This is a genomic window from Cupriavidus sp. 22TCCZM01-5, from assembly GCF_057798915.1.
In genome coordinates this window covers 23,034-47,518 of sequence record NZ_JBYOJR010000020.1, presented here as the reverse complement: position 1 = coordinate 47,518, position 24,485 = coordinate 23,034, and the positions used below count along the sequence as shown (strand labels likewise).

23 protein-coding genes are annotated in these 24,485 nt (G+C 65.0%); 14 read left to right on the top strand and 9 right to left on the bottom strand.

What is annotated here, in order from left to right; translation table 11 throughout:
• The first annotated feature begins 132 nt into the window (after positions 1-132).
• The 3 genes from aceF (at position 133) to lpdA (ending at position 4,294) form a co-directional block, all read left to right on the top strand.
• The gene (gene aceF / locus AC3FNH_RS18940) at positions 133-1,794 is read left to right on the top strand and encodes a dihydrolipoyllysine-residue acetyltransferase (RefSeq protein ID WP_488721172.1); all 1,662 of its coding nucleotides are present in this window, start codon (positions 133-135) and stop codon (positions 1,792-1,794) included.
• Between the two features lie 63 nt (positions 1,795-1,857).
• Entirely contained in the window at positions 1,858-2,475 is a 618-nt protein-coding gene (locus AC3FNH_RS18935; RefSeq protein WP_276097639.1) for an Ntn hydrolase family protein, read from the top strand.
• A gap of 34 nt (positions 2,476-2,509) precedes the next feature.
• A complete protein-coding gene (lpdA, locus tag AC3FNH_RS18930; protein WP_488721171.1) occupies positions 2,510-4,294 on the top strand; it encodes a dihydrolipoyl dehydrogenase in 1,785 nt (594 codons plus the stop codon).
• A gap of 134 nt (positions 4,295-4,428) precedes the next feature.
• Here lpdA and AC3FNH_RS18925 read toward each other — a convergent pair whose 3' ends face one another.
• The 3 genes from AC3FNH_RS18925 to phaP1 form a co-directional block, all read right to left on the bottom strand.
• Entirely contained in the window at positions 4,429-5,349 is a 921-nt protein-coding gene (locus AC3FNH_RS18925) for an amino acid ABC transporter substrate-binding protein (RefSeq protein ID WP_488721170.1), read from the bottom strand.
• 31 nt (positions 5,350-5,380) lie between these two features.
• Entirely contained in the window at positions 5,381-6,703 is a 1,323-nt protein-coding gene (locus tag AC3FNH_RS18920; RefSeq protein WP_276097636.1) for a dicarboxylate/amino acid:cation symporter, read from the bottom strand.
• A 387-nt stretch (positions 6,704-7,090) separates the two neighbouring features.
• Positions 7,091-7,669, bottom strand: coding sequence for a TIGR01841 family phasin PhaP1 (gene phaP1 / locus AC3FNH_RS18915; protein WP_488721169.1), 579 nt, complete (start codon positions 7,667-7,669; stop codon positions 7,091-7,093).
• 354 nt (positions 7,670-8,023) lie between these two features.
• Between phaP1 and AC3FNH_RS18910 the strand changes: the two genes are divergently transcribed.
• The 5 genes from AC3FNH_RS18910 to pbpG all read left to right on the top strand — a co-directional run bounded on the left by AC3FNH_RS18910 (position 8,024) and on the right by pbpG (position 12,566).
• A complete protein-coding gene (locus AC3FNH_RS18910; RefSeq protein ID WP_488721168.1) occupies positions 8,024-8,959 on the top strand; it encodes a histone deacetylase family protein in 936 nt (311 codons plus the stop codon).
• Positions 8,956-9,867, top strand: a complete 912-nt coding sequence (locus AC3FNH_RS18905) for a DMT family transporter (RefSeq protein WP_276097633.1) — start codon at positions 8,956-8,958, stop codon at positions 9,865-9,867. The genes AC3FNH_RS18910 and AC3FNH_RS18905 overlap by 4 nt, the downstream gene beginning before the upstream one ends.
• Before the next feature lie 42 nt (positions 9,868-9,909).
• Positions 9,910-10,368: an acyl-CoA thioesterase gene (locus AC3FNH_RS18900; RefSeq protein ID WP_488721167.1), complete on the top strand. Its 459-nt coding sequence runs from the start codon at positions 9,910-9,912 to the stop codon at positions 10,366-10,368.
• A 39-nt stretch (positions 10,369-10,407) separates the two neighbouring features.
• Entirely contained in the window at positions 10,408-11,121 is a 714-nt protein-coding gene (locus AC3FNH_RS18895) for a nitroreductase (RefSeq protein ID WP_276100740.1), read from the top strand.
• Between the two features lie 305 nt (positions 11,122-11,426).
• On the top strand, positions 11,427-12,566 hold the full coding sequence (pbpG, locus tag AC3FNH_RS18890) for a D-alanyl-D-alanine endopeptidase (protein WP_488721166.1): 1,140 nt from the start codon (positions 11,427-11,429) through the stop codon (positions 12,564-12,566).
• Positions 12,567-12,646: 80 nt separating this feature from the next.
• On the opposite strand, the gene AC3FNH_RS18885 is transcribed toward pbpG, so the two are convergent.
• The 3 genes from AC3FNH_RS18885 to AC3FNH_RS18875 form a co-directional block, all read right to left on the bottom strand.
• A complete protein-coding gene (locus AC3FNH_RS18885) occupies positions 12,647-14,059 on the bottom strand; it encodes an FAD-binding oxidoreductase (RefSeq protein ID WP_488721165.1) in 1,413 nt (470 codons plus the stop codon).
• Positions 14,060-14,072: 13 nt separating this feature from the next.
• Positions 14,073-14,798: a FadR/GntR family transcriptional regulator gene (locus tag AC3FNH_RS18880; RefSeq protein ID WP_488721164.1), complete on the bottom strand. Its 726-nt coding sequence runs from the start codon at positions 14,796-14,798 to the stop codon at positions 14,073-14,075.
• Between the two features lie 123 nt (positions 14,799-14,921).
• Positions 14,922-15,710, bottom strand: a complete 789-nt coding sequence (locus AC3FNH_RS18875; protein ID WP_276097628.1) for an IclR family transcriptional regulator — start codon at positions 15,708-15,710, stop codon at positions 14,922-14,924.
• 228 nt (positions 15,711-15,938) lie between these two features.
• On the opposite strand from AC3FNH_RS18875, the gene AC3FNH_RS18870 reads away from it, so the two are divergent.
• Genes AC3FNH_RS18870 through AC3FNH_RS18860 form a run of 3 tightly spaced genes read left to right on the top strand, consistent with a single transcriptional unit; the run spans position 15,939 to position 18,360 of the window.
• Positions 15,939-16,664, top strand: a complete 726-nt coding sequence (locus tag AC3FNH_RS18870) for a (Fe-S)-binding protein (protein ID WP_276097627.1) — start codon at positions 15,939-15,941, stop codon at positions 16,662-16,664.
• Between the two features lie 17 nt (positions 16,665-16,681).
• A complete protein-coding gene (locus AC3FNH_RS18865; protein WP_488721163.1) occupies positions 16,682-18,094 on the top strand; it encodes a LutB/LldF family L-lactate oxidation iron-sulfur protein in 1,413 nt (470 codons plus the stop codon).
• A complete protein-coding gene (locus AC3FNH_RS18860; RefSeq protein WP_488721162.1) occupies positions 18,091-18,360 on the top strand; it encodes a hypothetical protein in 270 nt (89 codons plus the stop codon). Before AC3FNH_RS18865 ends, AC3FNH_RS18860 begins: the two co-directional genes overlap by 4 nt.
• A gap of 18 nt (positions 18,361-18,378) precedes the next feature.
• Here AC3FNH_RS18860 and AC3FNH_RS18855 read toward each other — a convergent pair whose 3' ends face one another.
• The gene (locus AC3FNH_RS18855; RefSeq protein ID WP_488721161.1) at positions 18,379-19,266 is read right to left on the bottom strand and encodes a LysR family transcriptional regulator; all 888 of its coding nucleotides are present in this window, start codon (positions 19,264-19,266) and stop codon (positions 18,379-18,381) included.
• 239 nt (positions 19,267-19,505) lie between these two features.
• Between AC3FNH_RS18855 and AC3FNH_RS18850 the strand changes: the two genes are divergently transcribed.
• The 3 genes from AC3FNH_RS18850 (at position 19,506) to AC3FNH_RS18840 (ending at position 22,456) form a co-directional block, all read left to right on the top strand.
• On the top strand, positions 19,506-20,507 hold the full coding sequence (locus tag AC3FNH_RS18850; RefSeq protein ID WP_488721160.1) for an ornithine cyclodeaminase family protein: 1,002 nt from the start codon (positions 19,506-19,508) through the stop codon (positions 20,505-20,507).
• Complete coding sequence (locus AC3FNH_RS18845) at positions 20,504-21,337, top strand: phosphate/phosphite/phosphonate ABC transporter substrate-binding protein (RefSeq protein WP_488721159.1); 834 nt, start codon at positions 20,504-20,506, stop codon at positions 21,335-21,337. Before AC3FNH_RS18850 ends, AC3FNH_RS18845 begins: the two co-directional genes overlap by 4 nt.
• Before the next feature lie 96 nt (positions 21,338-21,433).
• Positions 21,434-22,456 (top strand): tripartite tricarboxylate transporter substrate binding protein, encoded by a 1,023-nt coding sequence (locus AC3FNH_RS18840; RefSeq protein WP_488721158.1) that lies wholly within the window; start codon positions 21,434-21,436, stop codon positions 22,454-22,456.
• 206 nt (positions 22,457-22,662) lie between these two features.
• Here AC3FNH_RS18840 and AC3FNH_RS18835 read toward each other — a convergent pair whose 3' ends face one another.
• Complete coding sequence (locus AC3FNH_RS18835; RefSeq protein ID WP_276097623.1) at positions 22,663-23,457, bottom strand: ABC transporter ATP-binding protein; 795 nt, start codon at positions 23,455-23,457, stop codon at positions 22,663-22,665.
• 1 nt (position 23,458) lies between these two features.
• Positions 23,459-24,355, bottom strand: coding sequence for an ABC transporter permease (locus tag AC3FNH_RS18830; RefSeq protein WP_276097622.1), 897 nt, complete (start codon positions 24,353-24,355; stop codon positions 23,459-23,461).
• Between the last annotated feature and the right edge of the window lie 130 nt (positions 24,356-24,485).

Genomic DNA, 24,485 nt, shown 5'->3' with positions numbered 1-24,485 from the left:
CGATGCCGTGCCGCGGGCGCCCCGGGGTAAGCCCGGGCGCCTTGCGGCACAGCGGCGTGACAGAAGCGGGCGGCGAGGGTAATCTCGCCGCTTGCGGAAGTCGCGCGTGCCGGCCTGCCCAGGAGACACTGAATGAGTCAAGCGATTGAAATCAAGGTGCCGGACATCGGCGACTATGACGCCGTTCCCGTCATTGAAGTGCATGTGAAACCCGGCGACAGCATCAACGCGGAAGACGCGCTGGTCACGCTGGAATCGGACAAGGCCACCATGGACGTGCCCTCGCCGCAGGCCGGCGTGGTCAAGGACGTCCGCATCAAGGTGGGCGACAACGTGTCCGAAGGCTCCGTCCTGGTGATGCTGGAAGCCGCCGGCACATCCGCGCCGGCCCCGGCTCCAGCCGCCGCAGCACCGGCTCCCGCGCCGGCCCAGGCTGCGGCGCCCGCGCCCGCTCCGGCTGCCGCCCCGGCGCCTGCTCCGGCCGCGAGCGGCGGCACGATTGAAGTCAAGGTTCCCGATATCGGTGACTACGACGCAGTCCCCGTGATCGAAGTCCACGTCAAGCCGGGCGACACCATCAACGCCGAAGACGCTGTCGTCACGCTGGAATCGGACAAGGCCACCATGGACGTGCCATCCCCGCAAGGCGGCGTGGTCAAGGAAGTCAAGGTCAAGGTGGGCGACAACGTGTCCGAAGGCACGCTGCTGATCTTGCTGGAAGGCGCCGCAGGCGCAGCCGCACCGGCACCGGCCGCCGCGGCACCAGCCCCGGCTCCCGCTGCGGCGCCTGCCCAGGCCCCGGCCCCGGCGCCCGTCGCCGCTGCACCGGCTCCGGCAGCGGCTGCCGCAGCCCCGGTCGGCGTAACCGGCAAGGTCGCGCATGCATCGCCGTCGGTGCGCAAGTTCGCGCGCGAGCTGGGCGTGGATGTTTCCCGCGTGCCGGGAACGGGCCCGAAGAACCGCATCACCCAGGAAGACGTGCAGCGCTACGTCAAGGGCGTGATGACCGGCCAGGCCGCCGCGCCGGCACAGGCTGCCGCGGCTGGCGGCGGTGGCGGCGAACTCGGCCTGCTGCCGTGGCCGAAGGTCGATTTCACGCGCTTCGGCGAGGTCGAAAACAAGGCCCTGTCGCGCATCAAGAAGATCTCGGGCGCCAACCTGCACCGCAACTGGGTCATGATCCCGCACGTCACCAACCATGACGAAGCGGACATCACCGACCTGGAGGCGTTCCGCCTGCAGCTGAACAAGGAAAACGAGAAGTCCGGCGTCAAGGTGACGATGCTGGCGTTTATGATCAAGGCCACCGTGGCGGCGCTCAAGAAGTTCCCGAACTTCAACGCCTCGCTCGACGGCGACAACCTGGTGCTGAAGAAGTATTTCAACATCGGTTTCGCGGCCGATACGCCGAATGGCCTGGTCGTGCCGGTGATCAAGGACGCCGACAAGAAGGGCGTGATCGAGATCAGCCAGGAAATGAGCGAGCTGGCCAAGCTGGCGCGCGACGGCAAGCTCAAGCCCGACCAGATGCAGGGCGGCTGCTTCTCGATTTCGTCGCTGGGCGGCATCGGCGGTACGTACTTCACGCCGATCATCAATGCGCCGGAAGTGGCCATCATGGGCGTGTGCAAGTCGTACCAGAAGCCGGTCTGGGACGGCAAGCAGTTCGCGCCGCGCCTGACGCTGCCGCTGTCGCTGTCGTGGGACCACCGCGTGATCGATGGTGCCGAGGCGGCCCGCTTCAATACGTACTTCGGGCAGCTGCTGGCGGATTTCCGCCGCATCCTGCTGTAAGGCGGCCGCGGCCATGTCCGTGACGGGCATGGCCATGGCGCCTGCCGCTCAGGGAGGCGAGTCATGACTACCTGTGTCGTCGTCAGGAAGGATGCAGAGGTGGCGATTGCGGCCGATGCGCTGGTCACGTTCGGTGACACGCGCCTGTCGCGCGCCTACGAGCGCAACCAGAAGGTGTTTCCGATCGGCGACAGCTTTGTCGCGCTGGCCGGCACCACGGCGCACTTCCCGGTCATGCGCGCCTTGCTGGCGGGCATGGGCGAGGAGTGCCGGCTCGGTTCGCGCGACGACGTGTTCCGGACCTTCCTGAAGGTGCATGAAAGGCTCAAGTCGGAGTACTTCATCAACACCAAGGAAGATGAGGATGATCCGTACGAGTCGTCGCAGATCGTATGCCTGATCGCCAACCCGGCCGGGATCTTCGGCGTCTACTCGTACCGCGAGGTGTTTTCGTTCGACCGTTTCTGGGGCATCGGCTCAGGCCGCAACTATGCGCTGGGGGCCATGCATGCGGTCTACGACAAGCCCGACCTGGATGCTGGCGCCATTGCGCGCATCGGTGTCGATGCCGGCATCGAGTTCGACAAGAGTTCGGCAGGCCCGATTGAAGTCCATACCGTAAGGCTGCACGATGCCGGCGCCGCCGGCGCAGCGGCAACCAACAACGACGGCGCGCCCTGAGGCCACGCAGGCAGGCGCCCATTGAGGAGCAAACATGAGTGTGATCGAAGTCAAGGTGCCGGATATCGGCGATTTCGACGCGGTGGAAGTGATCGAGGTCCTGGTCAAGCCGGGCGACATGATCGAGCAGGAACAGTCGCTGATCGTGCTGGAGTCGGACAAGGCCAGCATGGAAGTGCCGTCGTCGGCTGCCGGCAAGGTGGTCGAGGTGCGCGTGAAGGTGGGCGACAAGATCGGTGAGGGCGCCGTGATCTGCACGGTGGAAGCGCAAGCCGCGGCCGCGCCGGCTCCGGCCGCCGCTGCCCCCGCACCCGCACCCGCCGCCGCGGCGCCTTCGGCCGCCCCGGCTCCGGCTCCGGTTGCCGCCAGCCACGCCGGTGGCGCCGACATCCAGTGCGACGTGCTGGTGCTGGGCGCCGGTCCCGGAGGCTACTCGGCTGCCTTCCGCTCTGCCGACCTTGGCATGAACACCGTGCTGGTGGAACGCTATGCCACGCTCGGCGGCGTCTGCCTGAACGTAGGCTGCATCCCGTCCAAGGCGCTGCTGCACAACGCCGCGGTGATCGACGAGGCCAAGGCGCTGGCCGCCCACGGCATCCTGTTCGGCGAAGCCAAGATCGACCTCGACGGCCTGCGCCACTACAAGAACCAGGTGGTCGGCAAGCTGACCGGCGGCCTGGCCGGCATGGCCAAGGCACGCAAGGTGCAGGTGGTGCGCGGCATCGGCACCTTCCTCGATCCGCATCACCTGGAAGTGGATGCGACCGAGGGCGAGGGCAAGCAGACCACGGGCAAGAAGACCGTGATCCGTTTCGAGAAGGCCATCATCGCCGCCGGCAGCCAGGCGGTGAAGCTGCCGTTCATCCCGGAAGACCCGCGTATCGTCGATTCGACCGGCGCGCTGGAACTGCCCGAGGTGCCCAACAAGATGCTGGTCATCGGCGGCGGCATCATCGGCCTGGAAATGGCCACGGTGTACAGCACGCTGGGCGCGGACATCGACGTCGTCGAAATGTTGCCGGGCCTGATGAACGGCGCCGACCGCGACCTGGTCAAGGTCTGGGAAAAGAAGAACAAGGACCGTTTCGGCAAGGTCATGCTGAACACGAAGACGGTCGCCGTGGAAGCGAAGCCGGACGGCATCTACGTGAAGTTCGAAGGCGAGCAGGCCCCGGCCGAGCCGCAGCGCTACGACCTGGTGCTGGTGTCGGTGGGCCGTTCGCCCAATGGCAAGCGCATCGGCGCCGAGAAGGCCGGCGTGGCCGTGACCGATCGCGGCTTTATCAACGTCGACCAGCAGATGCGCACCAATGTGCCGCACATCTTCGCGATCGGCGACGTGGTCGGCCAGCCGATGCTGGCGCACAAGGCGGTGCACGAGGCCCACGTGGCCGCGGAAGCCGCGCACGGCGAGAAGGCCTACTTCGATGCCAAGCAGATCCCGTCGGTGGCCTTCACCGATCCGGAAGTGGCCTGGGCCGGCCTGACCGAGGACCAGTGCAAGGAGCAGGGCATCAAGTACAGCAAGGGCGTGTTCCCGTGGGCTGCTTCGGGCCGTGCGATTGCCAACGGCCGCGACGAAGGTTTCACCAAGCTGATCTTCGACGAGGAAACCCACCGCGTCATCGGCGGCGGCATCGTCGGCACGCTTGCCGGCGACCTGATCAGCGAAGTGTGCCTGGCGATCGAGATGGGCGCGGACGCGGTGGATATCGGCAAGACCATCCACCCGCACCCGACGCTGGGCGAATCGATCGGCATGGCCGCGGAAATCTACGAAGGTACCTGCACCGACGTACCGCCGCCGCGCAAACGCTGAGAGCAAGCAACCGGATGGCAACGAAACCCGCCCGCGTGGCGGGTTTCTTTTCGCTCATTAACGCAATTAACCGACGGGAATTTGCGACGTCCGCCAATTCGGCTGGCACGGGAGGGCCGGGCCGCCAGAAGGGGTCATTCCGGCTGTTGAGGTGTGGATTCGATAATGTCTTCGAGCTGGGCACTCATGGGAATGCCAAGGCGTTCGCCAGTGGGCAGGCGGTTGATGAACCATTGCTTGTACAGGCGCTCAAGCTCGCCCGTGGTGATCAGGTCGCGAACCGCCTTGTCGACGACGGCGGCAAACTGCGGGTCGCCCTTGCGCAGCATGATGCCGTAGGGGTCGTACGACAGGAAGTCGCGCGTCACGTCATATTTCTTGCCCAGCCCGTACTTGGCCAGGAAGCCGTACAGCAGCACGTCGTCGCCGGCGTACGCATCGGCGCCGCCGTGGCGCAACACCTCGAAGGCATCGGCGTGGTCACGGGCGCGGATCAGGGTCAGGCCGAGATCGAAGCGAGCGGACAGGCGCTCGATCGCGTCCGCGTTGGTCGTGCCGGCGGTCGCCACCACGGTCTTGCCCTTGAGATCCCGGAACGTGCGGATCGGGGAGCCGTGCGGCACCAACAGCTTGGTACCGGCGACGAAGATCACTGGCGAGAACGCCACACGCTGCTGCCGCTCGGCATTACGCGTCGTGGATCCGCATTCGAGGTCGATCTTGCCGGAAATCATGGCTTCGAACCGGTTTTCGGAAGTTACCGGCACCCAGCTGATGGCGAGGTCTCGGCCTACCTCATTGCCCGCGGCCGTCACGATGGCCGTGCAGATGTCGATCGAATAGCCGATCGGTCGCCGAGCCTGGTTCAGGTACGAGAAGGGAAGGGACGATTCCCGGTAGCCGATGGTGAGCGTGCCGGTTTCCTTGGCCTTCTTCAGCGTGCCAGACAGGGCGATCGGCTCCTGGGCCAGCACAACGCCGGCCGACAGCGCCAGGCATAGCGCCACGATCCGCCACCACGCGTTGCGCCCGTGCCGGGCAAGAGTGCTAGACATGTGTCGCTCCTCTCGGTCAGCGAACCACCGCTTACGCACGCGCGGTCTCTGGCTTGGGCACCGGCTCGCGTTCTCCGTCCATGCCACCGACGCCGCCCTGGTCGTCGGTATCGAGCGTCGATTCGCTGGCGAGCTGGCCTTCCCACTTGGCAACGACGGCGGAGGCGATCGAATTACCCACCGCATTGGTCGCCGAACGGCCCATGTCGAGGAACTGGTCCACCCCCATGATCAGCAGCAGGCCGGCTTCCGGAATATTGAACTGGTTCAGCGTCGCCGCAATCACCACAAGCGATGCACGCGGCACGCCGGCCATGCCCTTGGACGTGAGCATCAGCAGCAAGAGCATCGTGATCTGCGTGCCCAGCGGCAAGTGGATGTCATAGGCCTGTGCAATGAACAGCACGGCGAACGTGCAGTACATCATCGACCCGTCCAGGTTGAAGGAGTAGCCCAGCGGCAGCACGAAGCTGGAGATCTTCCGGTTGACGCCGAACTTGTCGAGCGCGTCGAGCAGCTTCGGGTATGCGGCTTCGGAGCTTGCGGTAGAGAACGACAGCAGGAACGGCTCGCGGATCAGCTTGATCAGCGTGACGATCCGCCTGCCCAGGAACACGAAGCCGGCGAGCGCCAGCAATGCCCAGAGCACGAACAGGGCAAGATAGAAGCTGCCCATGAACTTGGCGAAGGTCAGGAGGATGCCAAGGCCTTGCGTCGTCACCGTCGACGCAATGGCGGCGAACACGGCAATCGGCGCCAGCCACATCACCGCACCGGTGATCTTGAGCATGATCTGCGCGAGGTCCTCGATCACGCCGGCCATGCGCTTGCCGTGTTCGCCCAGCGTGGCAATGGCGGTGCCAAAGAAGATCGAGAACACCACGATCTGCAGGATCTCGTTGTTGGCCATGGCCTCGGCCACGGACTTGGGCACCAGGTGGGCGATGAAATCCTTCAGCGTGAAGGCATTGGTCTTGAGATTGGTCGCGGAGCCGACATCGGGCAGCGGCAGGCCGATGTTGACGCCCGGCTGGAGCATGGTGGCCATGATCAGTCCCAGCGTCAGCGATACAAGCGAGGCCGTGATGAACCACGCCATCGCCTTGATGCCGACGCGGCCGACTGTACTGGCATCGCCCATATGCGCAATGCCCATGACCAGCGTCGAGAAGACGAGCGGAGCGATGATCATCTTGATCAGCCGCAGGAATACGTCGGTGATGATCGAGATGTAGCCCGCGATCTCTTTCGCCAGCTTGGGATCGGGAAACGCGACATGACAGGCGTAGCCGACCACGCCGCCAAGGATCATCGCGATGACGATATAGGTCGTGATGTGGCGCTGCGTCTTCATGGGTTCTCCTTGACGCTGTTGCGTTGCGCAAGCGCTGCGCCGCGCAGGCCTGGCAGGCCAGAATGCCGCGGGCTGCACCTTCGTAACGATAGTCGCCCGCTCCGGCATTGGGCAAGGAGAACGCTGCGGCGTGACCTTTATCGGGCGTTCGCGCAGGTCAGAGGTCGGTGGAGAGGGGCAAAAAAAACCCGACCTCGAGGGCCGGGCTTAACGATACCTTTGGACAAGGAGACCGCGGTACCGAGGAGACACTGGTACGCGATGCGGCAAATCTGCGTTGTGTGTTGCCGCCATCATCGTTGGCAAAGCGCGCCGTGCGGCGGTGCGCTTTGCCAACGGACCGGCGCAGAGCCGGTCGTTGGTACTACCTTTCAGACGTGCTTGCTATCAGGCAGCGGTCGTCTTCTTGGCGGCGGCGCTGCGGGCCGTGGCGCTGGCCTGCTGGGCAGCCTTGCTGGCGGCGCTGGCGGCAGCCTGGAAGTTGCTTTCGGCGATTTCAACAGCCTGCTTGGTGGCCTTCTGGACCGACTCGTAGGCGTTGTTGGCAGCCGAGATGGCCGACTTCACGATAGCCACGGTCGATTCCGAACCGGCCGGTGCGTTCTTGGCGAAGTTGTCGACCAGGGCCTGCACCTTCTTCGAGCCTTCAGCCAGCTGGGCTTCGGCGACCTTGGTGAATTCGCTCTGGGTTTCCGAAGCGATTTCGTACAGGTGGCGGGTGTAGGCCAGGGTCTTTTCAGCGACCGGCTGCACCAGCGAAGCCTGGATGGCCAGCAGTTCCTGGGCATCCTTGGCGGACAGTGCCTTCTTGGCGTTGTCGACGTTTTCGGCGAAGGTGGTCTTGACGACCTGCAGGTTCAGTTCGACGAGCTTCTCGACGCCTTCAAAAGCCTTGGTGGTCAGGCCAAACAGCGTTTCCAGGTTGGCTTTTTGCGCTGCTGCGACTTGTTCCGGGGTGAGGATCATTGCTGGTCTCCAGTGGTGAACTTCAAGGTCAAGCAAATTAAGCCGCCTAGATGTCAGGACCGTGACGGAAAACCGTTCCGTGTCGGCTGGCCCAGGCGTAGGGATTAAGGTCAGGGCGCTTGTGCTGTCGCTTTGGTGCGCCGCAACAATTGCAATTCTAGGGAAAGCCAGGCCTGTGTCAAGAAGTTTTTGTGCGTCGCACAAAATGAGTGTGCAGTCATCTGGAAATGTGCAGAAATCGCCATGACCCAGGCCCCAGCACATGGGTTTCCAGCAGTGCTACCATCGCAAGCTGCCGACGCTTGACTAAGCAAGGGTCGCGCCGACAACAAGAACGAACTTCTCGCTCCACCCATGCTTGCCTACTACGCTGACCACTTCGTGCTGCCTCTGCCGCCGGACCATCGCTTCCCGATGCGCAAGTACAGCATGCTGCGTGAAGCCGTGGCCGGCGTACCGGGCCTGGAGTTTCGCGAAGCGCCACGTGCGGGGGACGACGCGCTGCTTCTCGCCCATACGGCCGCGTACGTGGCCGATGCATCCGCCGGCACGCTTGACGCGGCGCGCCAGCGCGAGATCGGGTTCCCCTGGTCAGCGGCGATGGTCGAGCGCTCGCGCCGCTCCGCCGGGGCGACCATCGAAGCCTGCCGCGCGGCAATGGGCGAGAGCATTGCCGTGAACCTGGCGGGGGGCACCCATCATGCCTATGCCGATAAAGGCGGCGGTTTCTGCGTCTTCAATGACGCCGCCATTGCCGCGCGCGTATTGCAGCGCGACGGCCGGGTGCGGCATGTGGCGGTGATCGATCTCGACGTGCACCAGGGAAATGGCACGGCTTCCATCCTGCAGGCGGATCCGACCGTCTTCACCCTGTCGCTGCATGGGGAGAAGAACTATCCGTTTCGCAAGGAGGCGAGCGACCTCGACGTCGGGCTGCCGGATGGCTGCGGCGACGATGCCTATGCCGCAGCACTGCAGGCGGCGCTGGACAAGCTTTTCGATCGCTTTGCTCCGGACCTGCTGATCTACCTGGCCGGTGCGGACCCGCATGAGGGCGACCGTCTCGGGCGTCTGAAGCTGTCCATGGCAGGCCTGGCCCGGCGCGATGCCATGGTGTTCGAGGCGGCGCTGTCCCGTCGGCTTCCGGTCGCAGTGGCCATGGCCGGCGGCTACGGCAACCGGATTGAAGATACGGTCGCGGTGCATGCGCAGACTGTCGGCCTGGCTGCCCGCTATCACGCGCGCTACGCACTGGATGGCGCCGCGGCGGCGCGCGTGGTGGCGTCATGAGCATGGCGGCGGGAGAGATGGGGGCAAGCGCGCGGCGGGCGCTCTGGACGGCCAGCATGCCCTGGCTCTTTGTGCTGATCTGGAGCACCGGATTTATTGTTGCCAGGTATGGCATGCCGCATGCCGAGCCGATGACGTTCCTGTTCCTGCGCTTCGTTGGCGTGCTGGCGCTCATGGTGCCCTTCGTGTGGCTGGCCCGCGTGCCGTTGCCGCAACGGGACGGGCGTACCGACCGGCGCATGGTCGGCCATATCGCGATAGCGGGGCTGTTCCTGCAGACGGGTTATCTCGGCGGCGTATGGGCTGCCGTCAAGCTGGGCATGCCAGCCGGCATGTCGGCACTGATCGTCGGGATGCAACCCATCCTGACCGCGCTGATATCCGCGCGCCTGGGTGAGCGCATCAGCATGCGCCAGTGGCTGGGGCTGCTGCTTGGCATAGTGGGAGTCGGGCTCGTGGTGGCGAACAAGCTCAGCACCAGCGGACTGTCCACGGCCAGCGTGCTGCTCGCGGGTGGAGCGTTGCTCAGCATCACCTTCGGCACGCTGTACCAGAAGCGCTTCTGCGCGGTGTTCGATCTGCGCATGGGCTCGGTGATCCAGTTCGCGGCATCGGCGCTGGCTTGCGTGCCGTTCATGTTCCTGTTCGAGACCCGCCACGTGGACTGGAATGCCGAGATGGCCGGCGCGCTCGCCTGGTCTGTGGTCGCGCTGTCGATCGGAGCCATCTCGCTGCTGTTCCTGCTGATCCGGCAGGGCGCCGCCACGCGCGTCTCCAGCCTCATGTACCTGACACCGCCCACCACGGCCGTGATGGCATGGCTGCTGTTCGGTGAGCACTTTCCGCCGCTGGCGGCCTCCGGCATGGCCCTGGCAGCGGCGGGTGTCGCCCTGGTCATCCGGCGCTAGCCGTTTCGCGTATTTCCTTCATTCCTGTTCCGCAACGTGCCCATGAAACCGCAAGCCGAGCACCGCAGTGCCTATCCGCACTTCCTGGCCATCACAACGCGTTGGATGGATAACGATGTCTATGGCCACGTGAACAACGTTGTCTACTACAGTTATTTTGATACCGTCGTGAATTCGTACCTGATCCGGCAAGGCGTGCTCGACTTTGAAGCAGGCAGCACGATCGGGCTGGTGATCGAGACGCAGTGCAACTACTTCTCATCACTGAGCTTTCCGGACACGGTCACGGCGGGCTTGCGCGTGGCGCGGCTGGGAACGAGCAGCGTACGCTATGAGGTAGGGCTGTTCAGCGGGGACAGCGAGATCGCGGCGGCACAGGGGCATTTTGTCCACGTCTATGTCGATCGCGTCACGCGTCGCCCGGTGCCCCTGCCCGAGCCGCTGCGCCGCGCGCTGCAGCCCCTGACGGTGCCTGGCGCGCAAGCGCAGGGCGAGGCGTGATTGGAGGTAGGCAAGATGTCGCAGGACACGCAAGCTGGCATGCAAGTGGCCGCCGGGGCTGCTTCGCAGCAGGCGGTTGACTGCGTCGACCGTGCTATCCTCACGCGCCGTTCGGTCCGGGCGTTCCTGGAAACGCCGGTGCCGCGCGAGATGGTGGAAGAGATACTCGCCGTCGCCAGCCGCGCGCCGTCAGGCACCAACACGCAACCATGGCGCGTCTATGTGCTGGCGGGTGACGCCAAGGCCCGGCTGTGCGCCGACCTGCTGACCGCCTATGAAGACCCCGAGCGCGACAGCAAGTACCTGGAAGAGTATCCGTACTACCCGCGCTCATGGGTGAACCCCTACCTGGATCGGCGCCGCAAGGTGGGCTGGGATCTCTACGGCCTGCTTGAGATCAGCCGCGAGGACAAGGCGCGCATGCATGAACAGCATGCGCGCAATTTCCGCTTCTTCGACGCACCGGTCGGCATGATCTTCACGATCGACCGGATTATGGAACTCGGTAGCTGGCTCGACTACGGCATGTTTCTGCAGAGCATCATGGTTGCCGCCAGGGCGCGCGGACTCGACACCTGCCCGCAGGCCGCGTTCACGCAGTTTCACAAGATCATTGGCGATCACCTGCGTCTGCCCGGCGAGGAGATGGTGGTGTGCGGGATGTCGCTTGGCTATGCGGATCCGGAGGCGATTGAAAACCGACTTAGCACGGAACGTGAACCAGTTAGTGGGTTTGCGCGTTTCCTCTCATAGTTAGAGGTGTATCAATGTGTAACGATACGCGCCGATATACGAAGGAAGATTGCCGCTTGCGGCACTGCCTCGGCAGTGTAGTGGCTTGCGGGGCGTCTGTGATGACGCGAGTGACGAAAGATCAACAATTCGATCAATCATTCCGCCATGTGGAAATGATTGCAAATCGAACTTTAACTTGCGTCCGTAAGTCTTTAATCTTGCTAACAATTTCTTAATTTCCTAAACTAGCGCCATCCTGATGCGCTGAATGAATCATGTTTCGGTCTGATTCCATTTTTTCGAGAATTTTCGGCTTTACGCCCATGAGTGCCATGGCCGTTGCCGTGCTGGCATCTGCCTCGATGCTGGCCGCCCCCGTGGTTGAAGCGGCTACCAAGTCGACATCTGCCGAGAAGCCTGCCAAAAAGCATGCAAAATCGTCCAAAACCAGTGCAAGTGGTAAGAGCACGACGGCCGAAGCCTCTTCGCGCAAGGTGATCGTGCTGAAGAACGGCAAACGCCAGGTCGTGGCCTCGCATCGGGCCGCGCCGGTGCGTGCCGTTTACACGCCGGCCAAGCCGTCTCTGGGTGAAGCCATGGGGTTGCGCGATACCGAAGACGCGCTTGCCCTGCGCTCGAGCGTCGCGCTCGTGATGGACCAAAACACGAATGAGGTCCTGTTCCAGAAGAATCCGACCGCGGTGCTGCCGATCGCGTCGATCACCAAGCTGATGACCGCGCTGGTGGTGATGGATGCTCGCTTGCCGATGGACGAGCCGCTGACTATCACGGAAGAAGACAGGGACACCGAGAAGCACAGCAGCTCGCGCCTGCGCTTCGGGACGCAGCTCACACGCCAGGAAATGCTGCTGCTGGCGCTGATGTCGTCCGAGAACCGCGCCGCTTCGGCGCTGGGCCGCAACTATCCGGGTGGTCTTCCCGCCTTTGTCCAGGCCATGAACCGCAAGGCCCGTGAACTGGGCATGAACGACAGCCACTTCGTGGACTCGAATGGCCTGTCGAGCAGCAATGTGTCGAGCGCCATGGATCTCGCGCGCATGGTCAATGCGGCCTACCGCAACCCAACCATCCGCGAGTTTTCGACGCAGGCCGAGCACGAAGTCAGTGTGATGGGCCGTACGCAGCACTACGTCAGTACCAACCGCCTCGTGCGCGGTGGCAACTGGGATATCGGCCTGCAGAAGACCGGCTTCATTTCCGAGGCTGGCCAATGCCTGGTCATGCAGGCCAAGGTCAACGGCCGCAATGTGGTGATGGTGTTCCTGGATTCCGTAGGCAAGCTGTCGCGCTTTGCTGACGCCACGCGCGTCCGGGACTGGCTGGAGCATACCTCGCCGCCATCGGCGCCCCAGCCGCACGCTTTCCCGCCCTCGCCGAACATGACGCAAACGCCTGGCGGGGCACGCGCGATCCTGGCTTCGCAGCCGTCGCGCGGAACCTGAACTTCGCCCGCTCAACAATAAAACGCGCCAATCATGGCGCGTTTTTTATGGGGCTTTACCTTCTTACGGGTTTTGCCGCGTCAGAGCAGCTTGCCCGGATTCATGATACCGGCCGGGTCAAAGGCGCGCTTGATCTCGCGCATCAGCCGCAGTTCCAGGGGATCCTTGTACTGCAGGAACGCATGTCGCTTGAGCTGGCCGATGCCATGTTCGGCGCTGATGCTGCCGCCGTAGCGCATGACTTCATCGAGCACGGTACCGGTCACGGTGTCTTCGTGCGCCGCCGCCCAGTCCTTAGGTGCGCCTGCCGGGCGCGACAGGTTGTAGTGCAGGTTGCCATCGCCGAAGTGCCCGAAGACGAACGGCCGGATGGCCGGATCCAGCGTACGCAGGCGCGCTTCCATCGACACCATGAACGCCGGGATCTGTTCGATCGGCAGCGATACGTCGTGCTTCAGGTGCGGCCCGTCCGCACGCTGCGCTTCGGAGATTTCTTCGCGCAGTTTCCACAGCGCCTGCAGTTGTGCCAGCGAGGCGGACACCGCGGCGTCGAGGCACAGGCCGCGCTCGAGCGCCTCGCCGATGACGCGTTCCAGCAGCGCGTTGAGCGCGTCTTCCTCCGCGGTGTCGGCCAGTTCCACCAGCACATAGGCGGGATAGCGCTGGACAAAAGGCTCCTGTACGCCTTCAGCATGCGCGAGGACCAGGTCCAGGCATGCGCCGGTGAAGAATTCGAAAGCCTGCAGCCGCGCGCCGCACTGCTCGAACAGCAGTGCGTACAGCTCCAGCGCCTGCTGCGGTGATGCCACTGCGGCCAGCACGACGCTGCGCGTGTCGGTGCGTGGGAACAATCGCAGTGCGGCGGCCGTGATGACGCCAAGCGTGCCTTCCGAACCGATCAGCAGCTGCTTGAGGTCGTAGCCAGTGTTGTCCTTGCGCAGCGTGCGCAGCCCATGGAAGACCTCGCCGTTGGGCATGACGGCCTCGACGCCGAGCACCAGTTCGCGCGTCATGCCATAACGCACGACATTGACGCCGCCGGCATTCGTGGCCAGGTTGCCACCGATCTGGCACGAGTCCTCTGCCGCCAGGCTCAGCGGCAGCAGGCGGTTGGCGTCGGCGGCGGCGCGCCGCAGGTTGCCGAGGATGCAGCCGGCTTCCGCCACCATGGTGTTGGCGATCGTGTCGAGCGAGCGGATCGCATGCATGCGATCCAGGCTCAGGACAACGTTCTGCGCCCCGTTGTCAGGCGTGGCCGCGCCGCACAGGCCAGTGTTGCCACCGCGCGGCACGACCGGTGCCGCGGCCTGCTGGCATAACGCCAGGCAGCGCGAGACCTCGTCGACCGTGCGCGGGCGGACCACCGCCTGGGCCTGGCCGCGGTAGATGCCCCGCCAATCGGACAACCACGGTGCAATGTCGTCGGGCTGCGTGAGCACGGTGTCGGGACCAAGGGCTTCGGTGAGGCGCTGGGGCAGGTTGGCGGCTTGCATGGATGGATCGCTTTCAGCTTTCAGGGCGGGGATGGACTGCGCGGGGGCGCAGGGCCAGGCCCAGGCGCTGCGCCGCACATTGCAGGTGGACGATGGTCGCCTGGCGCGCTGCGTTGGCATCGCCTTCGCGAATCGCTTCGAAGATGGCTTCGTGTTCCTTGTGCACGGCTTCGGGCAGGCGCGCTTGCAGCAGCGTATTGGCGCGCGCGGTGGCGACAGCCTCATGGAGCTGCAGGTTCATGTACTGCAGCAATTGCCGGTAATACGGGTTATGCGTGGCACTGGCAATGCCGATATGGAACGCAGCATCGAGGTCGACCGCCGGCTGGGCATCATAGAGATGCGCCTTCAGACGTTGCAGTAGGGCGGAAAGGGTTTCGACGTCGGCGGCGCTACGCCGCGTGGCGGCTAGCGCTGCGGCTGCGCTTTCCAGGTCGATACGCAGGTCATACAGGTCGGCCAACTCGGTCCGGCCCAGGTCGGGCTCGCGCGGCAGCTGGAAGCCGGCGGAGCCGGTGCGTGAAATCACGGTGCAGCCCACGCCCTGGCGTGTCTGCACGAACCCCTGCGAGCGCAAATGCTCCGTCACTTCACGGATCACGGCGGCGCTGACGCCATACTGATCGGCCAGTTGCCTCCCAGTGGGCAGGCGATTGCCCACGGAATAGATACCGTTCTCGATGTCGGTACGCAACTGTCGGGTGACCTGTTCGGTCAGGGTGATCGCTCGGGTTCGCATGGCGGCCCGATTATAGAGTTTGCAGGTTATCTGAAAACTAAGCGTAAACCCTTGAAGTCGTTGCCCGTGATTGGCCAGCCCGGCGGCGGAGCCTGGATTGCCCCGCCGCCAGTAACAACCGGATCAGGCGGCTTCGGACTCGACCACGTAGCCCATTCCGCGCGAAATCTGCAGCGCAGTGTCCTTCAGGTTCTGCAACCAGCTGTCCTGCAGGCGGTCGGCGGGCGCCGACAGCGACAGGCCCGCTACCAGGCGGCGCGAATCATCGTAGATGCCGGCGGCGATGCAGCGCACGCCCAGTTCCAGTTCTTCGTTGTCGCGCGCGTAGCCGTTGGTGCGTACCCAGCTGAGTTCGCGCTCGAGCTTGGGCAGGTCGGTGATCGAGGTGCGCGTATGCCCGGCCAGGCCGGTGCGCGTGGCATAGTTGCGCACGCGCGTGGACTCGTCTGCGGCCAGGAACAGCTTGCCGACCGAAGTCAGGTGCAGCGGCGCACGGCCGCCGATGGCACGCACGACCTGCATGCCGGAACGCTCGCTGTAGGCGCGCTCGATATACACGATCTCGTCGCCCTGGCGCACCGACAGGTTGACCGTCTGCCCGGTCACGCGGTGCAGCGCTCGCATCGGCGCCAGTGCCGCGTCGCGAACCGACAGGCGTGCCTTGACCAGGTTCCCAAGTTCCAGCAGGCGCATGCCAAGCCGGTAGCTGCCAGGGTCGGAGCGGTCGACAAAGCGGCACGCGACCATGTCATTGAGGATGCGGTGGGCCGTGGAAGGGTGCAGTCCGGTAGATATCGATAGCTCTTTCAGGCTGACCGGATCGGCGTGCTGGGCGAGTGCGTCCAGCAGCGTCATCATGCGTTCAATGACCTGGATCGATGTCTTTCCAGGCGACTTGTCTGCGTCTGACATAGGAAAATGTTGCCCTGCGGCAAATTAAGCGTTTGCCTGATTCTATCTCGCATCGTGAAAATTTCAATAGGTGAAATGACATTCCGGTAAGAATCCTCTAGTCGGAGGTCCGAAGAGATGTGACGCGGCCTGGACTGCATTCACAGCATGCCTGAATGGTTTGTGCGCCACCCGGCAGCGCAAAACGCGCATAATTGCGGGGTTTCGGGGTCTGGAGAAAGAAAGCAAATGCGAGTCGGCCTGTTCGCCACCTGCCTGGTGGACCTCATGCGCCCGGAGATCGGCTTCTCCGTGCTGAAGCTGCTGGAAGGCGCCGGCTACGAGGTGATGGTGCCCGAAGCCCAGACCTGCTGCGGCCAGCCGAGCTACAACTCGGGCGAGCGCGCGGTGTCGCGCGACCTGGCGGAGAAATTCCTGCGCGAGTTCGAGATGTTCGACTACGTGGTGGTGCCGTCCGGTAGCTGCGGTGGCATGATCCGTCAGCATTACGCCGACCTGCTGCGCGATGATCCTGAACTTAACGGCCGCTACGAACGCCTGCGCGAACGCGTGTTCGAGCTGACGGATTTTCTCGTCAACGTCGCAAAGATCGAACACCTCGATTCGACATTCGCCGGCCACGTCACCTATCACGATTCGTGCGCGGGCCTGCGCGAGCTGGGCGTCAAGGCGCAGCCGCGTGAACTGCTGGGCAAGCTGCCCGGCGTGCAGCTCACCGAAATGAAGGACTGCGAGGCCTGCTGCGGCTTCGGCGGCACCTTTTCGGTCAAGTACGGCAATATCTCGACGGCCATCGTCGACGAGAAGTGCGCCAACATCAAGGCCAGCGGCGCCGATGCGGTGGTGCTGGGCGACCTGGGCTGCATGCTCAATATCGAAGGCCGCCTGCGCCGCAGCGGCGATACGCAGACCCGCGTGCTGCATATCGCACAGGTCCTGGCTGGCGACGCCTGAGCAACGGAGACGCGACGATGGAAGTCCACAGCATGGAATTCAAGGCGCGCGCCGGCCAGAAGCTGGCCGACCAGCGCCTGCAGCAGAACCTCAAGAAGCTCTCCACCAAGTTCGTCACGGCGCGCGCGGATGCCATCCGCGACATCGATTTCGACGCCACGCGCGCCGCGCTCAAGGAGCGCCGCAACCGCGCGCTGGAAAACCTGGATGTCTGGCTTGCCACCTTCGAGGAAAACGCCACGCGCCGCGGCGCCACGGTGCTGTTTGCCGAAACCACGGCCGATGCGGCGCGCCTGGTCGCGGAGATCGCGCAGAAGCACGGCGTGAAGAAGGTCATCAAGAGCAAGTCGATGGTGACCGAGGAGATGCGGCTGAACCAGGTGCTCGGCGAGATGGGCGTGCAGAGCATCGAGACCGATCTCGGCGAATACATCCTGCAGATCAATGACTCCGAGCCGCCGTCGCACATCATTGCGCCGGTGGTGCACAAGGACAAGGACGAGATCGCCGACCTGTTCGCGAAGGTCCACCACAAGCCTCGCCTGACCGATATCCCGGAAATGACGCGCGAAGCCCGCGAAGTGCTGCGCCCCGAATTCCTGTCCGCCGACATGGGCGTGACCGGCGGCAACTTCATCATTGCCGAGACCGGTTCGGTGGCGGTGGTCACCAACGAAGGCAATGAAGGCATGTGCACGGTCATGCCGCGCGTACATGTGGCAGTCACCGGCATCGAGAAGGTGCTGCCGACGCTGGAAGACCTGGCGACCGTGATGCGGCTGCTGCCACGTTCGGCAACTGGGCAGGCCATCTCGAACTATTTTTCGCTGCTGACCGGCCCGCGTGCCGAAGGCGAGCGCGATGGTCCCGAGCATATGTACTTCGTGCTCGTCGACGGCGGCCGCAGCGGCCTGATCGGCGGCGAGTTCCAGGAGATGCTGCGCTGCATCCGCTGCGGCGCCTGCATGAACCATTGCCCGGTCTACCAGAAGATCGGCGGCCATGCGTATGGCTGGGTCTATCCGGGGCCGATGGGGAGTGTGCTGACGCCTAGCTATGTCGGCCTGGCCAACGCGGTGGACCTGCCGCAGGCGGCGACGTTGTGCGGCGAATGCAATCGCGTCTGCCCGGCATCGATCCCCCTCTCGGACCTGCTGCGCAAGCTGCGCGAAAAGCAGCTGGAGCGCGGACTGCGGCCGTGGCAGGAGAAACTGGCGCTGCAGGTTTGGGGCTACGTGGCAAAGCGCCCGGCGCTGTATGCCTTCGCCAGCCGCGTCGGCGCGCGCCTGCTGACGCGCATGGGCGGCAACAGCAAGCTGATTGCCAGCCTGCCGATGGCCGGCAAGGGCTGGACCGAAACCCGCGACATGCCGGCGCCGTCGGGCCGCACGTTCCGCGAACTGTACAAGGAAAGGAGGGTGCGTTCATGAGTGCAGCCAATCAGGAGGCACTGGCGCGTATGCGCACGGCCCTGGATCAGTATGTGGCCGGTTCGGTGCCGGCCGACGGCCTCGTGCGTGCGTGGCGCGAGGCTGCCCCGGGGCTGACGCTGCCTCCGGTGTTCGGCCAGGCGATGGAGGAACTGCTGCGTCGGATGGAGATGTCGGCGGTCTTCGCGCAAGACAGCTGCTCGTTTTCGGGCACGGCGGTGACCGATCAACTGATGCGTTGGCTGGACAAGGCGGCAACGGTCTGAGGCTTCAGGGCATCGCCGCTAGCGCTTCATCATCGCCGTCAGCGTATCGACGAATTCCAGCGACAGCCGCGACAGCGGTTCGGTCTGCACATGGAAAATCTGCACCGAGGCATTGACCTTGGTGCGCACCGGCACCGCGACGATATTGGGCCAGCTCTGGCCGAAGACGGTCATGGCATCGACCAGCGCGATGCCGGCGCCGGCCTGCGCCAGCGCACGCGCCACATGCGCCTGCTCCACCTGCACCCGCATATCGGGCTGATTGCCCTCGTTGCCGAACATCTCATGCACCAGTAACCCGAACGGCACATCCGGTCCGTAGCCGATCAGGTCTTCGCCGATCAGCTCGGCCGTGCGTACCCAACTGCGCGTGGCCAGGCGGTGCCCCACCGGGACCAGTGCGACGATCGCGTTCTTCACCAGCAGGCGTGCCTCCAGGTTGGGGTGCGCAAGCGGCATGTTCGACACCGCCAGGTCCACCTGCCCCGATAGTAGTGCGCGCAGCATATTTCCCGGAATCTGCGTACGGACCACCACGCGCACCGCCGGGTGCGCGGCGCGGAAGCTGGCAATGGCGCGCGGCAGCACGGTCTGGCCCAGGTTAGGGCTGCACGTGATGCGCAGGCTGCCGGTGCGATTGGCCGCGAGGTCCTCGGCGATCTCGTTGACGCGCTCGATGCCTTCATAGACCACATTCACTTCACCCAGCAAGCGCCGCGCTTCCGGCGTGGGGTAGAGCCGGCCCTTGGTGCGCCGGAACAGTTCCAGTCCGAGCCGCTGCTCGGTGTGCGACATCAGCCGGCTGATGGCGGGCTGTGACACATACAGCAACTTGGACGCGCCGCTGATCGAGCCGGTCAGCATCACCGCGCGGAACACCTCGATCTGGCGCAGGTTCATTTTCATGGGATTAACTTTATGTTAAGGCTGGCGGACATATAAGCATATGACAGTCAATGGCGCCATACCTACACTGGATTCCATCGATACACGCTTTGCTCGCAGGGCAGCGACCCGATAACTGCTGCACCGAGGCGGAGCACACCGGCGGCGCGAGGCACCTGAAGTGTGAGTGCTGGGCTGCAGTCCGGTGCGCGACGCACCTGCGGCGTGCAGGCATTTTTATCTTGGAGGCAGGGGACTGTATGAGCGACATCCATCTCACCTATATCAACGGCAAGGACATCGCGCGGCTGGAAATGACCGAGGCCGAAATCCTCGACGCGGTCGAGCAGGCGCTGGTAGCGCAGGGCAACGGGCAGACCGTGATCGAGCCGCGCGTGCACCTGATTCCGGATCCCGCCTTCAACGGCCATTTCAATGTGCTGCGCGGCTACGTTGCGCCGCTTGGGATGGCCGGCGTCAAGATCGTCGGCGACTTCGTCGACAACTACAAGCTCGGCCTGCCGTCGGAGATGGCAATGCTCAACCTGTTCGATCCGCGCACCGGCATGCCGGTGGCGATGGTCGACGCGACCTTCATCACTGATGCACGCACGGGCGCGCTTACCGCGCTCGGCGCCAGGCACCTGGCACGCCGGAACAGTAAGGTGCTGGCCCATATCGGCGCGCGCGGCACCTCCTACTGGAATGTGCGCCTGCTGGACAGCCTGTTCGACTTCGACGAGATTCGCGTGCACTCGCGCCGCCCGGAAAGCCGCAATGCCTTCGCCGCGCGGCTGGAGCGCGATCTCGGCAAGAAGATCGTGGTTACCGAAGACTGGGAATCGTGCGTGCGCGGCGCCGACATCGTGGTCGAGGCCTCGCGCCTGGAGCGCCCGACGCCGATGCTGAAGACGGAGTGGATCAAACCGGGTGCCTTCGTCGTGCCTTACGGCACCATGAGCGCGGTCGAGCTTTCGCTGACCGACATCATGACGAAGATGGTGGTGGATGACTGGGGCCAGTGCAAGGGCGGGATGTTCGGCTCGCTGCGCGCGCATGTGGAAGCTGGCAAGCTGTCGGAGCAGACGCTCCATGCCGAGCTGGGCGAAATCGTGGCCGGACGCAAGCCGGGCCGCCAGAGCGACGACGAGACCAACCTGTTCTGGCACCGCGGGCTGTCGCTGAGCGATATCGCGCTCGGCCACGCGATCCTGAAGAAGGCCGAGCAGCGCGGCCTGGGCCAAAAGCTGCTCTACGCATGATCGCCAACGCTCGCATGTACTCGGTCACTGCCTTGGCGGAGCAGGCATGGCGCGCGCTGCTCGCGCACGTGTCCGAGCGCGCCGGCGTGGCACTGCCCTATGTTGAGCATGCCGCGCCGGCCCCGGTCAGCGCGCTGTGGGCGCGGCCGGACTGTGGCTGCGTGTTTATGTGCGGCTATCCCTATGCCCGCGCCGCGGTGGCGCCGCAGTTGCTGGCCGCTCCGGTGCCGGCGCTGGCGCGCTACGAAGGGCGTCCGGTCTACTTCAGCGAGTTCATCGTGCGCGCGGATGCTCCGGTGCAGACGCTGGCGCAGTCCTTCGGCAGGCGGCTCGCATGCATGCTGCCGGAGTCCAACTCAGGCTACAACGCACCGCGCCACCACCTAATGAGGCAGGCGCCGTCGGGCACGCGCGCACTGTACCGGCCCACTGCCCGGCCCACGCCGACCCCGCGCGAGGTGATCGACGCGGTCATCGGCGGGCATGCCGACGTGGGCGTGGTCGACAGCTATGTGCTGGACCTGCTGCGGCGCTTTGAGCCCGTGCTTATGGCGCGACTGAAGACGCTGGACGTAACCCCGGCCGCACCGATCCCGCCGCTGGTCGCCTCCGCGCAAGCGGACCCGCACGAGTGCCAGCGCGTGCGTGCGGCGCTGCTGACGCTGCACGAGGGCACAACGGGCACTGCGCTGCTGGCCATGCTGGGGCTGGCACGCTTTGCCGCGGTGCAGCCCGCCGACTATGTCGACTTGCCCGCGCTGGCGCGCGAGGCGGACCAGGCGGGCTTTGCCCTGACTGACGCCGGCGTCCGCAACCGGGGGCCGGAATGACGCAGCACGTGTGACCGGGCACGGCCAGGCACGAAAACAAGAGTGTCGGCGCGGTGGGGGAGCCAGGCCAGATCAATGCCAATTGGGGAAACCGTCATGAAATCCGCTTTAGAACCTGTTGTGAAATCCGTCTTCCGGCATCTTGCCGCGCGCGTCCTGATTGCCTGCGTGGCGGTCTGCTCGCCATGGCTTGGCGCCGCACCCGCCCTTGCCGAAGCGCACGCCTATCCCGCCAGGCCGGTGCGTATCGTGGTGCCGTTCGCCGCCGGCGGCCCGGCCGACGTGCTCGCCCGTGTGGTCGGCGAAGGCCTGGCCAAGGCCACCACGCAGAGCGTGCTGGTCGACAACAAGGCCGGCGCTGCCGGCACCATTGGCGTCGACATGGTGGCCAAGGCCGCGCCCGACGGCTATACGCTGGCCCTCGTGCCGGTAGGCAATATCGCGGTGAACCCCACGCTGATGCCGAAGCTGCCGTACAAGCCGGCAGACCTGGCCCCGGTGGCGATGCTGGCTACGGCCGAGAACGTGCTTGTGGTCAATGCTGCTACGCCGGCAAGAACGCTGGCGGACCTGCTCAGGCTGGCCGCGCAGAAGCCCGGCGAGCTGAGCTTCGCCTCGCCCGGCGCCGGCAGCCAGGCCCATCTGGCTGGCGAGTTGCTGCAGCTCGACGCCCATATCAAGCTGAATCACGTGCCATACAAGGGCGTCAGCCCGGCCATGACCGATGTGGTCGGCGGCCAGGTAACGATGATGTTCGCCCAGCTATCGGCCGCGCTGCCCTATATCAAGGCCGGCAAGCTGCGCGCATTGGGCGTGGCGAGCCCCAGGCGCTCGGCGGTGCTGCCCGACGTGCCGACCATCGCCGAGCAGGGCTTCCCGAAGTTCGAGGCGGTGTCGTGGTATGCGCTGATGGCCCCGGCCGGTACGCCCCCGGAGGTGGTGCGCAAGCTCAGCCTGCATCTTGATGCGGTGCTGGCCGATGCCACGCTCAGGGAAAAGCTGGCCACGCTGGGCATGGAGGCCGCGGGCGGCACGCCGCAGCAGCTTGCCGCCACCATCCAGCAGGAAAGCACGCGCTGGGCTGGCGTGATCCGCCAGCGGCATCTCACCGTCGACTGAGCGTCGCGTGCCGTTCTTCGCCGATTTGTGTTGCTGGGGTGTTGGAGGGGCTGCTGCTGGTGCGCCTGAGGTTAGTGGCTGCGGCTGGTCGCTGTCGAGGGTCGACGGCCTCAGGTTTCGCCCCTGAAGGGGCGACCTACTTATATGAACGCGCCCCTCAAAGGGGAGCCGTGCGGCTCCCCTTTGTCATGGCACGCTGCGAATGCTCAGCCCAGCAGCAGCGCGTCGTCGTCCAGCTGCTCGTGCCGCGTCTGCTCGAACATGCGCAGCAGGTCGGGTACATCGAGCCCCTTGCGCTTGTCACCGGACACGTCCAGCACGACCTGGCCCTGGTGCAGCATCACCGTGCGCTGGCCGTAGTCCAGTGCCTGGCGCATGCTGTGCGTGACCATCATCGTCGTCAGCTTGCTTTCCTCGACGATGCGCGCGGTCAGTTCCAGCACGAACGCGGCGGTCTTCGGATCCAGTGCGGCGGTGTGCTCGTCGAGCAGCAGGATGCGCGACGGCTGCAGCGAGGCCATCAGCAGGCTCACCGCCTGGCGCTGGCCGCCCGAGAGCAGGCCGATGCGGTCGGTCAGGCGGTTTTCCAGGCCCAGGTTCAGCAGGCGCAGCTTCTCGCGGAACAGCTCGCGCGAGGTGCGGTTCAGCGCCGGGCGGAAGCCGCGCTTGGCGCCGCGGGCCATCGCCAGCGCCATGTTCTCTTCGATCGTCAGCGCCTCGCAGGTGCCGGCCATCGGGTCCTGGAACACGCGGGCCACGAGGGGCGCGCGATCCCATGCGGGCTGGCGCGTCACGTCGGTGTCGTCGATGGTGATGCGGCCGGAATCGACCATCTGGTCGCCGCTGATCGCATTCAGGAAGGTCGACTTGCCGGCGCCGTTGGAACCGATCACGGCCACGAACTGGCCGCTCGGGATTTCCAGGCTCAGGCCGCGCAGCGCGCGGGTCTCGATCGGAGTGCCCGGGTTGAAGGTGAGCTTCAGGTCTTGTGCGCGCAGCATCTCAGGCACCTCCGTTCTTGCGGGCAAACAGCTTCTTGCGGGTGGCGGGCAGCACCAGGGCGATCGTCACCAGCGCGGCGGTGACCAGGTTCAGGTCCTGCGCCTTGAGGCCGATGAAGTCGCTGTTCAACGCCAGCGCAATGAAGAAGCGATACAGGATGGCGCCCAGCACCACGGCAAGCGTGGCCCATACCAGGCGGCGTGCCGGCAGGATGGTTTCGCCGATGATCACCGCGGCCAGGCCGATCACGATGGTGCCGATGCCCATCGAGATATCGGAGCCGCCCTGGGTCTGCGCGAACAGCGCGCCGGCCAGTGCGACCAGTCCGTTGGACAGCGCCATGCCGGCCAGCGTGGCGCGGCCGGTGGCGATGCCCTGCGCGCGCGCCATGCGCGGATTGGCGCCGGTGGCACGCATGGCCAGGCCGAGCTGCGACGAGAAGAACCAGTCCAGGCCGACCTTGGCGACCACCACCACGATGAACAGCACCAGCGGGCGCAGCACGTAATCAGGCAGCCATTCGGGCTGCAGGATGGTGAAGAGCGTCGGTTCGGTGATCAGCGGCACATTGGGGCGGCCCATGATGCGCAGGTTGACCGAGTACAGTGCGATCATCATCAGGATACTGGCGAGCAGGTCCATGATCTTGAGCCGCACGTTCAGCCAGCCGGTGATGAAGCCGGCCACGGCGCCGGCCACGATGGCGATGGCGGTGGCGACAAACGGGTCCTGCCCGGCCGAGATCAGCGTCGCGGCGACGGCGCCGCCCAGCGGGAAGCTGCCGTCAACGGTCAGGTCGGGAAAATTGAGGATGCGGAAGGAAATCAGCACCCCGAGGGCAACCAGGCTGAAGATCAGGCCGATCTCCAGGGCACCCAGAAGGGAAAAGAGGGACATGGTGAATCCTGTTGACGGCTGGCGCGGCCCGCCCGGATAAGGTCGGTCGGCTCGCCGTCTCGTTCAGGGGGCGTGCCCGGGTAGGGCGGTCTGGATCTTGTACTGTGGTGGACTAGCGGACGCGCGGCCG

What these genes read in the sequence shown, in the direction of transcription:
- aceF (WP_488721172.1), top strand. Translation starts at nt 133, where the DNA reads ATGAGTCAAGCGATTGAAATCAAGGTGCCGGACATCGGCGACTATGAC.
- AC3FNH_RS18935 (WP_276097639.1), top strand. Translation starts at nt 1,858, where the DNA reads ATGACTACCTGTGTCGTCGTCAGGAAGGATGCAGAGGTGGCGATTGCG.
- lpdA (WP_488721171.1), top strand. Translation starts at nt 2,510, where the DNA reads ATGAGTGTGATCGAAGTCAAGGTGCCGGATATCGGCGATTTCGACGCG.
- AC3FNH_RS18925 (WP_488721170.1), bottom strand. Translation starts at nt 5,349, where the DNA reads ATGTCTAGCACTCTTGCCCGGCACGGGCGCAACGCGTGGTGGCGGATC.
- AC3FNH_RS18920 (WP_276097636.1), bottom strand. Translation starts at nt 6,703, where the DNA reads ATGAAGACGCAGCGCCACATCACGACCTATATCGTCATCGCGATGATC.
- phaP1 (WP_488721169.1), bottom strand. Translation starts at nt 7,669, where the DNA reads ATGATCCTCACCCCGGAACAAGTCGCAGCAGCGCAAAAAGCCAACCTG.
- AC3FNH_RS18910 (WP_488721168.1), top strand. Translation starts at nt 8,024, where the DNA reads ATGCTTGCCTACTACGCTGACCACTTCGTGCTGCCTCTGCCGCCGGAC.
- AC3FNH_RS18905 (WP_276097633.1), top strand. Translation starts at nt 8,956, where the DNA reads ATGAGCATGGCGGCGGGAGAGATGGGGGCAAGCGCGCGGCGGGCGCTC.
- AC3FNH_RS18900 (WP_488721167.1), top strand. Translation starts at nt 9,910, where the DNA reads ATGAAACCGCAAGCCGAGCACCGCAGTGCCTATCCGCACTTCCTGGCC.
- AC3FNH_RS18895 (WP_276100740.1), top strand. Translation starts at nt 10,408, where the DNA reads ATGCAAGTGGCCGCCGGGGCTGCTTCGCAGCAGGCGGTTGACTGCGTC.
- pbpG (WP_488721166.1), top strand. Translation starts at nt 11,427, where the DNA reads ATGAGTGCCATGGCCGTTGCCGTGCTGGCATCTGCCTCGATGCTGGCC.
- AC3FNH_RS18885 (WP_488721165.1), bottom strand. Translation starts at nt 14,059, where the DNA reads ATGCAAGCCGCCAACCTGCCCCAGCGCCTCACCGAAGCCCTTGGTCCC.
- AC3FNH_RS18880 (WP_488721164.1), bottom strand. Translation starts at nt 14,798, where the DNA reads ATGCGAACCCGAGCGATCACCCTGACCGAACAGGTCACCCGACAGTTG.
- AC3FNH_RS18875 (WP_276097628.1), bottom strand. Translation starts at nt 15,710, where the DNA reads ATGTCAGACGCAGACAAGTCGCCTGGAAAGACATCGATCCAGGTCATT.
- AC3FNH_RS18870 (WP_276097627.1), top strand. Translation starts at nt 15,939, where the DNA reads ATGCGAGTCGGCCTGTTCGCCACCTGCCTGGTGGACCTCATGCGCCCG.
- AC3FNH_RS18865 (WP_488721163.1), top strand. Translation starts at nt 16,682, where the DNA reads ATGGAAGTCCACAGCATGGAATTCAAGGCGCGCGCCGGCCAGAAGCTG.
- AC3FNH_RS18860 (WP_488721162.1), top strand. Translation starts at nt 18,091, where the DNA reads ATGAGTGCAGCCAATCAGGAGGCACTGGCGCGTATGCGCACGGCCCTG.
- AC3FNH_RS18855 (WP_488721161.1), bottom strand. Translation starts at nt 19,266, where the DNA reads ATGAAAATGAACCTGCGCCAGATCGAGGTGTTCCGCGCGGTGATGCTG.
- AC3FNH_RS18850 (WP_488721160.1), top strand. Translation starts at nt 19,506, where the DNA reads ATGAGCGACATCCATCTCACCTATATCAACGGCAAGGACATCGCGCGG.
- AC3FNH_RS18845 (WP_488721159.1), top strand. Translation starts at nt 20,504, where the DNA reads ATGATCGCCAACGCTCGCATGTACTCGGTCACTGCCTTGGCGGAGCAG.
- AC3FNH_RS18840 (WP_488721158.1), top strand. Translation starts at nt 21,434, where the DNA reads ATGAAATCCGCTTTAGAACCTGTTGTGAAATCCGTCTTCCGGCATCTT.
- AC3FNH_RS18835 (WP_276097623.1), bottom strand. Translation starts at nt 23,457, where the DNA reads ATGCTGCGCGCACAAGACCTGAAGCTCACCTTCAACCCGGGCACTCCG.
- AC3FNH_RS18830 (WP_276097622.1), bottom strand. Translation starts at nt 24,355, where the DNA reads ATGTCCCTCTTTTCCCTTCTGGGTGCCCTGGAGATCGGCCTGATCTTC.